General features: G+C 39.1%; 13 protein-coding genes and 1 other RNA gene. 10 read left to right on the top strand and 4 right to left on the bottom strand.

Going from position 1 to position 16510, the window contains the following annotated elements:
• Positions 1-511: 511 nt before the first annotated feature.
• Entirely contained in the window at positions 512-1819 is a 1308-nt protein-coding gene (locus QHG54_RS00350; RefSeq protein ID WP_406604231.1) for an MFS family transporter, read from the top strand.
• Positions 1820-2342: 523 nt separating this feature from the next.
• A complete protein-coding gene (locus QHG54_RS00345; RefSeq protein ID WP_406604230.1) occupies positions 2343-3650 on the top strand; it encodes an MFS transporter in 1308 nt (435 codons plus the stop codon).
• 85 nt (positions 3651-3735) lie between these two features.
• Here QHG54_RS00345 and QHG54_RS00340 read toward each other — a convergent pair whose 3' ends face one another.
• A complete protein-coding gene (locus QHG54_RS00340) occupies positions 3736-4041 on the bottom strand; it encodes a DUF2853 family protein (RefSeq protein WP_317993466.1) in 306 nt (101 codons plus the stop codon).
• Positions 4042-4133: 92 nt separating this feature from the next.
• Between QHG54_RS00340 and ssrA the strand changes: the two genes are divergently transcribed.
• The 5 genes from ssrA to QHG54_RS00315 all read left to right on the top strand — a co-directional run bounded on the left by ssrA (position 4134) and on the right by QHG54_RS00315 (position 8118).
• Positions 4134-4490, top strand: a transfer-messenger RNA (tmRNA) gene (gene ssrA, locus QHG54_RS00335).
• A gap of 170 nt (positions 4491-4660) precedes the next feature.
• On the top strand, positions 4661-5206 hold the full coding sequence (locus QHG54_RS00330; RefSeq protein ID WP_317993467.1) for a ClpXP protease specificity-enhancing factor SspB: 546 nt from the start codon (positions 4661-4663) through the stop codon (positions 5204-5206).
• An 8-nt stretch (positions 5207-5214) separates the two neighbouring features.
• Positions 5215-5397 carry a DUF4169 family protein gene (locus tag QHG54_RS00325; protein WP_406604229.1) on the top strand — a complete coding sequence of 61 codons (183 nt, stop codon included), beginning with the start codon at positions 5215-5217 and terminating at the stop codon, positions 5395-5397.
• Between the two features lie 12 nt (positions 5398-5409).
• The gene (locus QHG54_RS00320; protein WP_317993469.1) at positions 5410-5661 is read left to right on the top strand and encodes a ribbon-helix-helix domain-containing protein; all 252 of its coding nucleotides are present in this window, start codon (positions 5410-5412) and stop codon (positions 5659-5661) included.
• Between the two features lie 138 nt (positions 5662-5799).
• Positions 5800-8118, top strand: coding sequence for a UvrD-helicase domain-containing protein (locus QHG54_RS00315; protein ID WP_317993470.1), 2319 nt, complete (start codon positions 5800-5802; stop codon positions 8116-8118).
• A 61-nt stretch (positions 8119-8179) separates the two neighbouring features.
• Here the strand turns inward: QHG54_RS00315 and QHG54_RS00310 are convergent, their stop codons facing one another.
• The gene (locus tag QHG54_RS00310; RefSeq protein WP_406604228.1) at positions 8180-8809 is read right to left on the bottom strand and encodes a DapH/DapD/GlmU-related protein; all 630 of its coding nucleotides are present in this window, start codon (positions 8807-8809) and stop codon (positions 8180-8182) included.
• 137 nt (positions 8810-8946) lie between these two features.
• On the opposite strand from QHG54_RS00310, the gene QHG54_RS00305 reads away from it, so the two are divergent.
• The 3 genes from QHG54_RS00305 to QHG54_RS00295 are packed head-to-tail and all read left to right on the top strand — an operon-like array spanning position 8947 to position 12272.
• Positions 8947-9528, top strand: coding sequence for an SCO family protein (locus QHG54_RS00305; protein ID WP_406604227.1), 582 nt, complete (start codon positions 8947-8949; stop codon positions 9526-9528).
• A 31-nt stretch (positions 9529-9559) separates the two neighbouring features.
• A complete protein-coding gene (locus tag QHG54_RS00300; RefSeq protein ID WP_406604226.1) occupies positions 9560-10429 on the top strand; it encodes a 50S ribosomal protein L11 methyltransferase in 870 nt (289 codons plus the stop codon).
• Positions 10430-10445: 16 nt separating this feature from the next.
• Entirely contained in the window at positions 10446-12272 is a 1827-nt protein-coding gene (locus QHG54_RS00295) for an aminopeptidase P family protein (protein WP_406604225.1), read from the top strand.
• 284 nt (positions 12273-12556) lie between these two features.
• Here the strand turns inward: QHG54_RS00295 and ligA are convergent, their stop codons facing one another.
• Positions 12557-14713: an NAD-dependent DNA ligase LigA gene (ligA, locus tag QHG54_RS00290; RefSeq protein WP_406604224.1), complete on the bottom strand. Its 2157-nt coding sequence runs from the start codon at positions 14711-14713 to the stop codon at positions 12557-12559.
• A gap of 129 nt (positions 14714-14842) precedes the next feature.
• Positions 14843-16504, bottom strand: coding sequence for a DNA repair protein RecN (gene recN / locus QHG54_RS00285; RefSeq protein WP_317993476.1), 1662 nt, complete (start codon positions 16502-16504; stop codon positions 14843-14845).
• Positions 16505-16510 lie beyond the last annotated feature (6 nt).

Below are 16510 nucleotides of genomic sequence, written 5' to 3'. Positions count from 1 at the left end.
ATTTGGCAAAAAAGCCAGCAATGAAATAAATCAAAAGTGTTATAGAATCACAAAGGCTCTAAGTTTATTGCTAAAATTCATAATTAAACAACAAGATACAACGATTTTCTTAACCATATCGAAAAGAGCACTCATGTAAACAATATAACATTAGTCAAGAAAGACATTGGTACCCCCCCCAAAAAAAATCTCTTTTCGATCAAACTATTTGATCTTAAAAGATAAACCATATTTTTTAAACCATGTAATTTTTGTATCATCCTAAAAAATTACAATCAAAATATTCACTGTGTTTATTACCACACACTAATCATATCCCAATGGCTTTTTGAATGATCAATGTCCTCGTAAAACATGCAATAAAAAAAGAAAAACTTCAAAACACTTGAAAATATAATTCAAATAAAGCAGCGTTAAATAGCTTCTATAAAAATTACCGTTCTACAATTGAATTTTTATGATGCAAATTATAAACAACTTAAAATAGAAAAAAAATAAGAGGGGACACTTAATGAAAAATGAAACAACTTTAGCACCACATGATACAAGAAAACGTATTTTTGCCATTATAGCCAGTGCATCAGGAAATTTGGTAGAATGGTATGATTTTTATGTTTACTCATTTACCTCGATTTATTTCGCATCACAATTCTTTCCTGCAGATGATGATGTCGTTACACAACTGCTAAAAACCGCAGGAATCTTTTTTATTGGCTTTCTTATGCGCCCGATTGGAGCATGGCTCTTCGGATACATTGCTGATCGTTATGGACGTAAACGCTCAATGCTGATTTCTGTTTTTATGATGTGTGGTGGCTCATTTCTCATCGCCATACTTCCTACCTACGAAAGCATTGGAATAACTGCAGCATTCCTTCTGCTTTTAATCCGCATGTTTCAAGGACTTTCAGTTGGCGGTGAATATGGTACAACAGCAACTTATATGAGTGAAGTCGCTCTCAAAAATCATCGCGGGCTCTTTGCTTCTTTCCAATATGCTACAACGATCACAGGTCAACTTTTCGCCAGCTTTATTATATTTATTCTGGCACTTTACCTCACTGAAGATCAGTTAAAATCATGGGGCTGGCGTATTCCTTTTGTGATCGGTGGCTTTGGAGCAATAATTGCAATTTATCTCCGTAGTTCACTCCATGAAACAACAACCAAAGAAAGCCGCTCTAAACAACACGCTGGTAGTATTAGAGAGCTTTTATGTAACCACAAAAAAGCTTTCTTTTTGGTCATTGGCTTTACAGCTGGAGGATCGCTCACATTTTATACATACACTACCTACATGCAAAAATATCTCATCACAACCACCGGTTTTGATAAACACACTGCAACAACGATAATGACTGCCGCACTTTTCATTTTTGTGTTACTCCAACCCCTCTTTGGCTTTCTGGCTGATAAGATTGGAACAAGGGTTTCGCTCATCAGTTGGGGTACCTTATCCATTATCTGCACAATTCCTGTGCTTAAAATGATTGGAAATGCCCACAATGCATGGGTTGCACTATTAATTATTATCGGAATGCTCTGTATTATGAGTTTTTATACATCAATCGCTGGTATCATAAAAGCAGAACTGTTCCCTGCTTCAATCCGAGCAATCGGAGTTGGACTCGCTTTTGCCATTGGTAATGCACTGTTTGGCGGTTCTGCTGAATATGTCGCACTTGGATTAAAAAGTATGGGATATGAAAAGGTCTTCTCTTTTTACATAGTTGGTATGATGATCATTGCACTCATCTCAATTCTCTTGATGCCAGATATAGACAAAGGGGGATATCTTAAAGAGGATGAAATCCTTTAAAATTTCTACCCACAATAAAAAACCAATAAAAAACCCAAGCAATTGGGTTTTTTATAATGAATATATAAAAATTCAATAAAAGAAGCAAATAACATGAAATATTTTACTTCTTGTAGCTACCTTATACCAAGAAGTATTGTGCTCCTTTACAAAAGAAAGAATATTTATATAAAAATCTATATTGTTTAGCGACTAAATGATAAAAAGTTATACGACTTTTCTACACTCTCCAAATATCCTATCGGCAACTTTTAAAACAGCCATTTAAGCACTCTTTTTACCAACATTTCATCCAGATTAGACCTATTTTTCAACGCACTCTCCCTTTTAGATTCGATGCGACTATCTTTTATCCGACTGAAAAAATAAAGTCCTTAAAAGACACACTCCTATAACAAAAATAAGCCCTCTCAAATAGCTTTTAGAAGAAATTATTATGGTAACAATTGAATTTTGGCGATACAAATCGTAAAACAAACTTAACTAAAAAAAATAAACTATAAATCTAAGAGGGGAACATTTCATGAAAAATGAAACAACTTTAGCACAACATGATACAAGAAAACGTGTTTTAGCTATCATATCCAGCGCCTCAGGCAATCTAGTAGAGTGGTATGACTTTTATGTTTACTCATTTGCGTCGATTTATTTCGCATCACAATTCTTTCCTTCAAATGGAGATGTTATTACCGAACTTTTAAAATCTTCCGGTGTCTTTTTTATTGGCTTTCTTATGCGCCCAATTGGAGCATGGCTCCTCGGATACATTGCTGACCGTTATGGCCGCAAAAACTCAATGCTCATTTCTATTTTTATGATGTGTGGAGGATCTTTTCTCATCGCCATACTTCCCACCTATGAAACTTTGGGAGTAACAGCAGCAATTCTCCTGCTTTTAATCCGAATGATGCAAGGACTTTCAGCTGGCGGTGAATATGGTACAGCAGCAACTTATATGAGCGAAGTTGCCCTTAAAAAACATCGTGGACTCTTTGCTTCTTTCCAATCTGCCACCCTTATCACAGGTCAACTTTTCGCCAGTTTTATTATATTTATTTTGGCATCTTATCTCACTGAAGATCAGTTAAAAGCATGGGGCTGGCGTATTCCTTTTGTGATTGGTGGATTAGCAGCAATTGTTGCAATTTATCTGCGTTATTCACTCCATGAAACAACCACTAAAGAAAGCCGCTCTCGACAACATACTGGCAGTCTTAAGGAACTTCTCACCAAACACGGGAAAGCCTTTTTTGTCATTGCTTGTTTTGCATCTGGAGGATCTCTCACATTTTACACCTGTACAACTTATATGCAGAAATATCTGATCACAACCTCCGGATTTGATAAACATACAGCGACAACGATAATGACTGCCGCACTCTTTGTTTTTATACTCTTCCAACCTTTAGCCGGTATCCTAGCTGATAAAATTGGGACAAAAACTTTACTCATCATTTGGAGTATACTCTCTGCACTTTCTACATTTCCTGGGCTTAGCATAATCGGGAACACACATAGTGCGTGGGTTGCTCTATCAGTCATTATTGGAATGCTTTGTATTATGAGTATGTATACATCCATCTCTGGTGTCGTAAAATCAGCAATGTTCCCTGCTTCAGTGCGCGCAATAGGAGTTGGTCTCTCTCATGCCATTGGCAATGCATTATTTGGTGGTTCTGCTGAATACGTAGCGCTTGGATTAAAGAATATGGGACATGAATCACTCTTTTATTTTTACATAACTGGTATAATGATCATGGCGTTTATTGCGCTTCTCTTTGTACCGGATATGAGTAAAGGAGGATACCTCCAAGACGATGCAACCCATTAATTTTCTAGATAAAACAAAAAAGCCCAAGCAATTGGGCTTTTTAGTCATTTATCGTCATTGCATAAAAATTCAGTTTTAATATTATTTAAATTTTATGAAATGCGTTTAATTGTTTCGCTACTAAATAATAAAAAGTCATGCGACTTTTTCTGCGATCTCCAGACATCATGTCTGCAACTTTTGCAATAGCTGCTTTAGCACTCTGCTCATCAGCACCTAATACCTCTTGAACCCATTTTTCAACGCGCTCTAATTCTTTTGGATCTGATGTAGCAACAAGCGATGCATCCTGCTTTTTCATCACCAAAGCTAAACGATGACGAAGCCTTTCTATTGCAGCCTCATCGGGATTTGGATCGTACAATTTAATATCTGCTAGATCATTTGTCATTCTGCAACATCTCCTCTCCAAGAATTAACGGCTGTACTTTACAACCGCGTATAGTTTTATAAATAACTAGAGGATTTAAAATATTAACAAGCCCCCTTTTACAAAGACTGTTTTTCATCTATATTTAGAAGGCTGGTTTACCAGCTATGGTAATAAATGGACAATGAAATAAACTCATTGGACCCGGGGGCGGTACCCGGCGCCTCCACCCAAATATAATAAGTAAAAATTATATTTTGGTGGGGGCGAAATAGGATCGACAAGGGCGTAAAGATTGCTCTTTTACTCGGCATAGTACCACCGTTATCGGACTAAATGAGTAGTTGCAAATGACAACTATGCGGAAGCACGTCTCGCTGCTTGATGCAGTGCGAATGTTTCAAAGTAAGCCTTAAACCGTCGCAGGTTTAAGCGGGGTTCGGAGGCACCTGGCAACAGAAGCCTTCACTTTTGTAAGTGGTATTGATGAATCCTTCAGAGACTATTTGTCATAAAATTTCGTGTTTTTCTCAATTAATAAGGTGCATCATCGACAAAATATTGCTACCTTAAAGAAATATTTCATTGCACGATACCCATTATGCTCAGCCACTGTGTGAAATAAAAGGAATAAACTTTAATGGTTCAAGATCAAATCCGTTACGATATTCTCGTTCAGGATGCACTTCGTGGAGTTATCCGTAAAGTTTTATCGGAAGTTGCCAAAGCAGGACTTCCAGGGAATCACCATTTTTTTATCACTTTTTTAACAAATGCACCGGGAGTAAAGATCTCTACTCGACTTAAAACCCGTTATCCAGAACAAATGACAATCGTATTACAACATCAGTTTAGAGACTTAAATGTATCAGAAACTGCTTTTGAAGTAACGCTCTCTTTTAGAGAAATTAGCGAAAGATTGGTGATTCCTTTTACCTCCATCCAAGTATTTTATGATCCCGTAGCAGCATTTGAAGCAGCATTTGATTTACCTTCAAATTTTAATTCTAAAGAAGGTGAAAATTCAGAAAACACCACGTCTCCACCTGTCATCCTATCGGACAAACCCCAAAAAGAAAACATGTTCAATAAAGAACAAAATCTCAAAACAAATAAAGAGCCTTCAAACAATGATGCCAAACAAAGTGCTGATGTTGTTTCCTTAGATTCTTTTCGAAAAAAATAAATTAGCTCATGAGTGTATTGATTAATCTTCGCCAATTTCGAAAACAAAAAAAGCGTGCGGAACAAGCTGTTCATGCAGAAGAGAATCGTTATCGCTTTGGACGAACAAAAGCTGAAAAGCTTTTTGAGCAAAAAGAATCCCTAAAGGCTAAAAAATTTCTTGATCAAAATCGTTTGTTTAACGATGAATAAGAGTAAAAGAGAATGCAAATTGATGATTCTATCGATTGGTCAACAGTCATTCCGCAAAAAATATCTGTTCGAATTGATGGGCATGCAACAAGCGTATCTTTAGAACAACCGTTTTTGGATATTCTCAAAGCTCTTGCACGCAAAAAAGGTCAATCTTTAGCCTTTATTATCACTGATATTGATAGTAAAAGACCACAGCAATTGAGTCTCTCAGCTTCATTACGCGTTTACGCACTCCAGAGCATTCTCAACCAACGTCTTTAGTATTTATTTTGTCTCTTTTTAAGATCTTTATCCTCTTATTCAACCAAAAGTATTTATTCAACCGAAAATATGACTTTTCTGAGAAAAGATTTTTTAGACCTAGCGCTCAAATCAAAAAAAGATTACACAAAAGGTATAATGAATAATTTTTCCGATTACATACCATTTTTCGAAGATGAATCCCCTCCCCCCAAGCATGAAAATACTCCTGGGTTCGTTGCTCATACTGTGCAATATGACGCTGACTATTTAGAAAAACTTAATCCAGAACAACAACAGGCCGTCATGAATACAGAAGGGCCTCTTTTAGTTCTTGCGGGAGCTGGCACTGGAAAAACGCGTGTTCTGACTACCCGAATTTCTCATATTTTGCGCTCCGGACTTGCTTCCCCTAAGCAAATACTTGCTGTAACTTTCACCAATAAAGCAGCACGTGAAATGAGAACGCGTATTGGTGAACATATTGGTGCAATTGTTGAAGGCATGCCTTGGCTTGGAACCTTCCACTCCACCGGCGCGAAGATTTTGCGCCGCCACGCAGAACTTGTTGGCTTAAAAAACAATTTTACAATTCTTGATAGCGATGATGTTATCCGTCTTTTAAAACAGCTTATTCAAGCTGAAGGATTGGACGATAAGCGTTGGCCAGCGCGAAGCCTTGCCATAATGATTGATTCTTGGAAAAATCAAGGACTTTCATCAGAACGCATTTCAGAAAGTGATTCTCATTCTTTTGGCAATGGTATGGGACGCACACTGTATCGCAGCTATCAGGAGAGATTAAAAAGCCTTAATGCCTGTGATTTTGGCGATCTTCTCCTTCATTCTATCTCTATCTTTCAACATAACCCCGATATTCTTTGCAAATATCATTCTCAATTTCGCTATATTCTCGTAGATGAATATCAAGATACAAATACAGCACAATATCTTTGGCTTCGCCTTTTGGCGCAACAATCCAAAGGACAAAATGTCAACCTTTGTTGTGTTGGTGATGATGACCAATCTATTTACGGATGGCGTGGCGCTAAAGTCGATAATATATTACGTTTTGAGAAAGATTTTCCTCCTGCAAAAATTATCCGCTTAGAACGCAATTATCGCTCGACATCACATATTCTCAAGACCGCTTCTTATCTGATTTCCCATAATGAAGAAAGGCTTGGAAAAGTACTCTTTTCTGATCAGATAAATACCGAAGAAGAAAAAGTGAAAATTCATACAGCTTGGGATTCGCAAGAAGAAGCTCGCGCCATTGGAGAAGAAATTGAACAAGCGCAACAAGCCGGTCATTCATTAAATCACATAGCTATATTGGTACGCGCATCATTCCAGATGCGTGAATTTGAAGATCGCTTTGTAACACTTGGCCTTAACTATCGCGTCATTGGTGGCCCACGCTTTTATGAACGAATGGAAATACGTGATGCCATGGCTTATTTGCGCGTTGTTGTCCAACCCGCAGATGATTTGGCCTTTGAACGCATTATCAACACACCTAAACGTGGCTTAGGGGATGCAACTCTACGCACCCTTTATGAGAGTGCCCGTGCACGCGCTATTCCTCTCTTTGCAGCCGCTGCTGAAATAATTGAAACAGACGAGCTAAAACCTAAGGCACGTAGTGCTTTGCGAAGCATTATCGAGAACTTCCGCCACTGGCAAAGTATGCTGCAAAACACACCCCATAAAGAGCTTGCCGAAACAATCCTTGAGGATTCAGGCTATACAGCTATGTGGTTAGAAGATCGCTCACCAGAAGCACCAACGCGGTTAGAAAATCTCAAAGAAATGATCCGTTCTATGGAACAATTTGAAAGCCTTCACAGCTTTTTAGAACATGTTGCACTGGTTATGGATGCTGAAAACAATGAAAATATGGATGCGGTCAACATCATGACTCTTCATTCAGCCAAAGGACTTGAATTTGAAACAGTATTTCTTCCTGGTTGGGAAGAAGGACTTTTCCCCCATCAACGCTCATTAGATGAAGGCGGCCGTTCAGGATTAGAAGAAGAACGGCGACTGGCTTATGTAGGACTGACAAGGGCAAAAAAACACCTGCATATATGGTTTGTATCCAATCGGAGAATCCATGGACTTTGGCAATCTACACTTCCCTCTCGTTTCCTTAATGAATTACCAGAAGAACATATAGAAGTAGTAGAAATGGAAACATCCTATGGTGGTTACGGAAAATCACGCTTTAAACATCAAAATCCCTTTTATAATGATTATTCAGTACCAAGACGGAAACCTGCGCAAAAAAACATTGAAGGAAAAGTCATCGCTCAATCAGTCTCTGAAACTCCTTCAGATTTTTCAATCAATGACCGGATTTTTCATATAAAATTTGGTTATGGTCATATTTCAGCAATAGACGGCCATAAATTAACCATTATGTTTGAAAAAGCTGGAGAAAAGCGTGTGCTCGATAATTTTGTAAACAAAGCTTAACATAAATATAATGGAACCGCCTCTCCAAATAAAAAAACATTTTTTCATTTTATTTTGAATGTTACTTCCATTTGCGAATAAAAGCCTCGATTGAAAGGTTTTGCATATCAGGCAGTGCGTTGTAAATTTTCTCAAGCGGCCAATTCCACCAAGCCATCTCTAAAAGGTGCTGAATCACAGTATCCGAAAAACGCATTCGCAACTGCTTTGCGGGAACACCAGCAACAACAGCATAAGGCAAAACATCTTTCGTTATAACAGCGTTCGCACCAATGATGGCCCCATGTCCAATTGTTACCCCAGGCATAATAACCGCACCACGTCCAATCCATACATCATGCCCAATAATAACACGTTTTGCACAACGCCTTTTGCGAAAACCACTATCTAATGCCATATAACGAAAATATTCGTTAGGGCGATATGTTATTTTATGCGTTGAAAGCCGTTCCATAGGATGCTCTAGCGCATTCACACATACATGAGATGCAATAGAACAAAAACGCCCAATATTACTGTAAATAGCCTCACTGTTACGCTCAAAGTAAGAAAAATCTCCAACCGTTACATCACGCAAAACCACCCGCTCATTGATTTCCACATAGCGTCCCAATTTACAACCATGCAGCCGTGCTGTCGTACTGATACGAGGCTTGCTTTCATGAAATCGAAGATCTTTCTCTGTATCCATTTATCTTCCACTAACTTTTTTTCTATCAATAACATGAAAAAACATACCACCAAGTAAACAAAATCAATCCTGAAACAGAGATTGAAAAGTTAACCAGCCAATGTTACAATTTTGGGGTCTATTAAGAGAGTCAAACTATGAAAAATGTAATACGCATCTTGGGGCTGACAATCATATTTCTTGCAGGCATTTTTACCTATGACGCATTGAAAAATAAGCCTTTAGGCGATAATTTTATACTCACTGATTCCAATGGAAAAACCATCACTGAAGCTGATATTCGAAGCAAGCCTTCAATAATTTTCTTTGGCTTTACCATGTGCCCTGAGAGCTGCCCTACCACACTGATCAATCTTGATCGATGGCTAACAGCACTTGGCCCAAATGCCGATAAGTTAGGAATATGGTTTGTTACTGTTGATCCCGAACGTGATACACCAGAAGTACTCCATGATTATCTCAGTAATTTTAACAATAGAATCATTGGTATCAGTGGAGATCCTGATAAAGTTCATAAAATGGTAGATTCTTTTAACATCGTTGCTGAAAAAGTCCCTGGAACAGATGGAAACTATACTTATAACCATACAGCAGCAATTTTTTTACTAAAAAAAGGTGGAAAATTAGCTGGCGTTATTCCTTATGAAATTAAAGAAGACAACGATGAATTAAGGAATGATATCGCCATTGAACGGCTTAAAAAACTCGTCTCAAATTAAATTTAAAAGCTGATTTAAAAGAAAGAACAGCATGTCGCAGCAAATTCGTTTGTATTGTACTGCTTTCAAAAACGAAGCAGAACGGTTGTATACACTTATGGAAACAGCCTTTGATGAAGAGGGGTATCCCCTTGCTCTTGTCGAGATAGATGAAAAAAATTCTATATATGAGCTTTCACTTTATGTAGACACAGAAAGCCAAGAGAATGCTTCAAAACGTTTTGCACGCATTCTTTCTATAGATTCTGATAAAATTAACAGTGAAATTTTACCGAATATTGATTGGGTTAAACAAAGCCTTGAAGGACTAAAACCTGTCCATGCTGGCCCTTTTTTTCTTTATGGAAGCCATAACCGAAACGACATTCCATCCAATGTGTTGCCTATTGAAATTGAAGCGAATCAAGCCTTTGGGACAGGACATCATGGAACAACAGCCGGTTGTTTGGAAATGATTGCCAAAGTTATGCAAAATGAAAACCCTCAAAATGCTCTTGATCTTGGTACCGGCAGTGGAGTATTGGCCATTGGTATAGCAATGCTCAAACCTATTTCTGTACTTGCATCCGATATCGATCCAATTGCTATTCAAGTCGCACAACACAATATCCAATTGAATGGCGTAAAAAAACATATCACAGCTGTCACAGCTACAGGTTTTTCCCATGATGAAATTGCTTTACGTGCGCCCTTTGATCTCATTGTTGCCAATATCCTTGCCAATCCTCTTATTGAACTTGCACAAGAAATGGTAAAAACACTCCAAAAAGGCGGATCACTCATACTCTCTGGAATCCTTGAAGAACAACATGCCGATGTTCTAAAAGCTTATGTAAAACAAGGACTGGAACATATTGAAACATACCACCGTCAAGGATGGGTTACGATACACCTAAAATAAAAAAAAGGACGTTGTTATGTATCAATCTTTTGAAGCGACAACAAATCCAGCTTATGCTTCAGAACGCGTTGCCTCCCTTCGTAAAGAATTAGACCGCCTTGGGCTAGACGGTTTTCTTGTTCCGCGTAGCGATGAACATCAAGGCGAATATGTTCCCCCACATGCTCAACGCCTTAGCTGGCTAACCGGCTTTACTGGATCAGCTGGTATCGCACTCATTTTAAAAAACAAAGCCATCATATTCACAGATGGACGTTATAAACTCCAAGTTCGCCAACAAACTGATCCTGATATTTTTGATTATCAAGATCTCATAACTTTCCCTCCATCACAATGGCTTGAACAAAATGGGAAAAAACTTTCTATTGGCTTTGATCCATGGCTTCACACCATTGCGACCACAGATGCATTGAGAAAAGCATTAGAATTTAAAGCAGGTGGAAAACTTGTAGCAATTCAACCAAATCCCATTGATCTTATCTGGCATGATCAACCACAATTACCGCAATCTGCTTTATCGGTTCATCCCCTCAAATATGCAGGATGCAGTTCAGATGAAAAGTTAGCATTGATTTGTAAAGATATACAAAAAGCCAATGCGGATGCTTTTATTTTTACAGACCCCTCTTCTATTGCGTGGACATTTAATATACGTGGCAATGACGTCTCTAACACACCTTTTGCCCTTTGTTTTGCTCTTATTCCAATTAACGAAACACCAGCTTTATTTATTGAATGCAAAAAGCTTGGTGCAGACCAAAAACAATATCTAGAACGTTATGTAAAGTTGTATAAACCAGAACAGCTTATACCAAAGATCAAAGAGTATGTTCAAAAAGGAACAGTTTTTGCTTTAGATGCAAGGATAACATGCGAAAAATTGCGCACTGTTCTTGAAGAAGAAGGCGGCTCCTTCATAACTCTAACTGACCCCGCCACTTTGCCGCGTGCCATTAAAAATAGCACAGAACAAGAAGGTGCGCGCAAAGCGCACCTGCGCGATGGCGTAGCACTTACCCGTTTTTTTTCTTGGTTAGATAAACAAACACCAGGCACAATAAATGAAATTTCTGCTGCCCAAAAATTAGAAGAATTTCGCATAATGACAGCAAAAGAAATGGGGAGAAAACTTGAAGATCTCTCTTTTGATACAATCTCAGCAGCAGGTGCAAATGGTGCAATTATTCATTATCGTGTAACCACTGAAACAAATAAACTCCTGAATAGTGGGGAGCTTTATCTTGTTGATTCCGGTGGACAATATCGTGATGGTACCACAGATGTTACACGTACAGTGGCAATAGGAAATGTTGGAAAAGAAGAAAAACGTTGTTTTACTCTTGTCCTCAAAGGCATGATTGCTCTTTCAAGCGCACAATTTCCAAAAGGCACACGTGGACAAGATCTTGATGTTCTAGCACGCATTGCATTATGGAAAGCTGGTTTTGATTATGCCCATGGTACTGGACATGGCGTGGGTTCTTATCTCTCTGTGCATGAAGGACCACAAAATCTTTCACGCAATGGATGCCAAGAATTGATTCCCGGAATGATTGTCTCTAATGAACCTGGATATTATCGTGAAGGAGCTTTTGGTATTCGTCTTGAAAATTTAATGCTTGTAAAACCAGCACAAAAAATTGACGGTGGAGATATAGAAATGCTGTCATTCGAAACACTCACAAATTGCCCCATTGATCGACGGTTAATCCTTCCAGAGCTTTTGACACAGCAAGAACGACAATGGCTCAATGATTATCATGCACATGTTTATCACGTTAATGCGCCTTATTTAAATGAAGAAGAAAAAAAATGGGCAAAAAAAGCGACAATGCCCCTTTAAATAAATTAGCATACAATGGGGTCTTTTTACTCTTTTTACAAACACACCACCCTTTCTCTTTTTTAAAAAAGCAGCATAATTGCCATCAAAGACTATAAACACACTGTTATACGAACAGTTATACCTAAAATATTTCAAAATCAGAACGAACAGCAAAAATAAAGCAGACCATAATAACCAAAAGGAGATCATCCCTATTTTATTATAGCATACAAGAAAAAATATGCTTCATATGATACAGATCACCGGACTGTCATATCCTTTTGTTCTTGAAGAAGAAAACTCTAATAATGCCCTTCAATCAACTGCAACCAAACCTCTTCATCGATAACCTCAACACCTAACTCTTGTGCTTTAGCCAATTTTGATCCTGCTCCAAGCCCTGCAACAAGAAGGTCCGTTTTTTTAGAAAGTGAACCGGATGTTTTGGCGCCTAATCGTTCTGCCAATGCTTTTGCTTCATCGCGTGACATACGTGCCAAAGTTCCTGTAAAAACAACAATCTTTCCTACTATGGGTGAAGAACTTGTCATCACAGCTTCTTCATCAAGAGGTGTCACTTCTTCAAGCAAAACAGCCAAAACCTCGCGGTTATGCATTTCTTGATAAAAATCAACAATTGCTTCACCTACCTGTGGTCCAATCCCTTCAATACTGGTAAGCTCCATCCAAGCCTCATTGCCTTCTTCACCTGTCTCATCACATGGCATAGTAGCTGCCATCGCCGCAGTCTCAAAAGCCGTATAACTTTGATAGACACGTGCAAGACGGCGTGCATTAACCTCTCCAACATGGCGAATTCCTAATGCAAACAAAAAACGGCTTAAAGGAATTTTTCGGCGTGCATTAATAGCATCATAAAGTTTACGAACTGAAACAGTGCCAAAACCTTCCATATTTTCTAAACGTGTTAAAGATTTTTCCTGACGTCGTTGTAAAGTGAAGATATCGGCTGGTGTATGAATACAAAGAGTCTCATCTTGAACATGAAAAAAGAACTCTACCTGTTTTTTACCAAGTCCTTCGATATCAAAAGCATTGCGCGAAACAAAATGACGAATACGCTCAATGGCTTGTGCTGGACAAATAAGTCCACCCGTGCATCGACGCACCGCCTCTCCTACTTCACGAACAGCATGACTCCCACAAGCTGGACACAGATGAGGAAAAATAAAAGCAGAAGCGTCATCTGGACGTTTTTCAGCAATAATATCAACAATTTGCGGGATTACATCACCAGCACGCTGGACAATCACTGTATCCCCTACACGGATATCACGCCCTTCACGAATTGGTTCCCCTTTATGACCAATTCCCTTAATATAATCTTCATTATGCAAACTTGCATTGGTAACCACCACACCACCAACAGTAATAGGCGCAAGGCGCGCAACAGGGGTTAGTGCTCCAGTACGACCTACTTGAATATCAATGCCTTCCAAAAGCGCCCTAGCTTTTTCTGCTGGAAATTTATGTGCAATTGCCCAACGTGGCGAACGAGAAACAAATCCCAAACGCATTTGAAGCCTTAAATCATTAACTTTATAAACAATGCCATCAATATCATAACTTAAGGAATGACGGCGTTCTTCGATATCATGATAATATGAAAGTATCTCTTCTACTGTCTTAAAAACTTTTGTTAACGGATTGATAACAAAGCCATATTCCTTTAACTTTTCCATCATTCCCATTTGGCTCTCTGCTGGCATTTCACTCACTTCACCCCAAGCATAGGCAAAAAATTGAAGCTTTCTGCTAGCGGTTATCCGTGAATCGAGCTGACGCAAAGAACCAGCAGCCGCATTTCTAGGATTAGCAAAAGTTAATTTTCCCTCCCCCTGTTGATTCATATTAAGCGCTTGGAAATCCTCCCGTCCCATATAAACTTCACCACGAACTTCAAGAGTATCAGGAAAATTACCTTGCAAAACTTTTGGAATATCAGAAATTGTTCGTGCATTTGCTGTGACATTTTCACCTACATATCCATCACCACGTGTTGCAGCACGCACAAGCTTCCCTTTTTCATAGCGCAAAGACAAAGATAAACCATCAATTTTGGGCTCAGCTGTTATTTCCAATATCTGCGTTTCAGGAAGTCGTAAAAAACGACGAATGCGCTCAACAAATTCACTGACATCTTCAGAACTAAATGCATTGTCAAGAGAAAGCATCGCCTGTGCATGAACAGACTTTTCAAATTTTTCAGAAACCGGTGCACCAACTTTATGTGACGGAGAATCTGAACGAATGAGTTCAGGGAAGAGAGCTTCAATTTCTGCATTACGGCGACGAAGAGCATCATATTCTGCATCAGAAATTTCAGGTTGGTCGTTATTATTATAAAGCACATCATGACGTGCAATCTCTTTTGCCAACCATTCCAATTCACTTTCTGCTTCAAGAACAGTTAAGTTTTTAATTGCATCCTTGTTCATAAAATCTATTCCAAATTATGGGCTATGGCCATAAGAATCTTAACTCTTTGTCACGAAGAGAATCTAAAAGAACACATATTTGCCAATGATATAATTGATAAGCGATAAAATATTGCTTATCAATTATATCTACGCAAGAAGCTTTTGAGCAGCTGCACGTGCCTCTTTAGTAATCTGTTCCCCTGCTAACATACGTGCAATTTCCTCTGCACGCTCATGCTCCTCCATTTTATGGATACCCGTAACAAAGCGGCCTTTATCTTCACTTTCAACCTTTGAAATAAGAAAATGACTGTGTGCTTTGGATGCTATCTGCGGCGCATGGGTAATAGCAAAAACCTGAACACTTTCTGATAAACGCTGCAACCTCTGCCCAATGGCAGCTGCTACAGCTCCACCCACTCCCGTATCAATTTCATCAAAAATCAATGTAGGAGCTGATCCGCGATCAGATAAGACAACCTTTAATGCCAATAAAAAACGAGACAGTTCACCACCAGAAGCCACACTTAACATTGGTCCCGCTCGTGTTCCAGGATTTGTTTGAACCCAATATTCAACACGATCTATACCCTCTGCGCTGCGTTTTTCAGCATCGCTTTGCATTTCAACGATAAACTGTGCCTTTTCCAATTTCAATGCCGGTAACTCAGCCATAACGCTTTCAGATAAGTGATTTGCTGCTTCTCGACGCTTCATTGACAACGCTTGCGCTAATATATCATAATTTTTTTGTGCTTCCCGTGCCTTTTCTTCGAAATACTTCAATGTGGCTTGAGCGTCCTCAAAATCAGCAAGCTCAGCCTCCATTTTATCACGCAACTGGGCTAATTCATCGGCGGAAACCTGGTATTTGCGCATAAAACCACGAAGAGCAAAAAGACGCTCTTCTATCCGTTCCAATTCACTAGGATCAAAATCCAACGCCTGCATTGCCACTTCGATGCCTTCTTGTGCTGTTGCAAGTGCATGCAATGCATCATCAATGGATTTCACCACAGGTGTAATAAGTTCTTGCGCCTCAGGGATTTTTCGCTCCAAACGCCTTACCAAATTGGAAAGAACAGGAATTGGCGATTTCGGACCACTTAAAATATCATCAGCTTCCTTAATATCTGTCGCTATTTTTTCTAATTTAAGCATATCCGCACGACGAAGAGAGAGAGCATCTTCCTCACCAACTTGAAAATCAAGCTTTTCAAGCTCTTCCACACACGCACGAAGATAATCAGCCTCACGCACAGCATCTTCTACTTTAATCTGTTGTTGTTGCAAACGCTCCTCAAATTCACGCCATGTTTGATAGCAATGACGCAAATTCTCCATTTCACCCTCAAGCCCACCAAAGGCATCTAATAATTGACGATGCGTAGCAACATCCACAAGTGCGCGATCATCATGCTGTCCATGGATTTCAACCAACTGACGTCCAACATTACGCATCAATGCGACACTCGCCACCTGATCATTGATAAAGACGCGGCTACGACCATCACTTGATTGCACACGCCGTAAAATAATATCGCCTTCATCATCAAAACCATTTGCACGGATAAGTTGGCGCGCGGGATGTGAAACAGGCACATCAAAAACAGCTGTCACCTGCCCGTGGGCAGCACCATGACGCACAAGTGAAGCATCACCCCGCCCTCCAAGAGCCAACGATAAAGCATCAAGGAGGATAGACTTCCCCGCGCCGGTTTCTCCAGTTAAAACTGATAAGCCCGCCGTAAAATGAATATCGAGCGTTTCGATCAAAACAATATTATGAATCGAAAGCTGTATCAGCATAGAGAA

Origin of the sequence: Bartonella gliris (assembly GCF_045277155.1) — a bacterium.
GTDB classification, from domain to species: Bacteria; Pseudomonadota; Alphaproteobacteria; order Rhizobiales; family Rhizobiaceae; genus Bartonella; species Bartonella gliris.
Note: the sequence above shows the minus strand (reverse complement) of the source record. Positions and strands in the feature narration are given on the sequence as shown.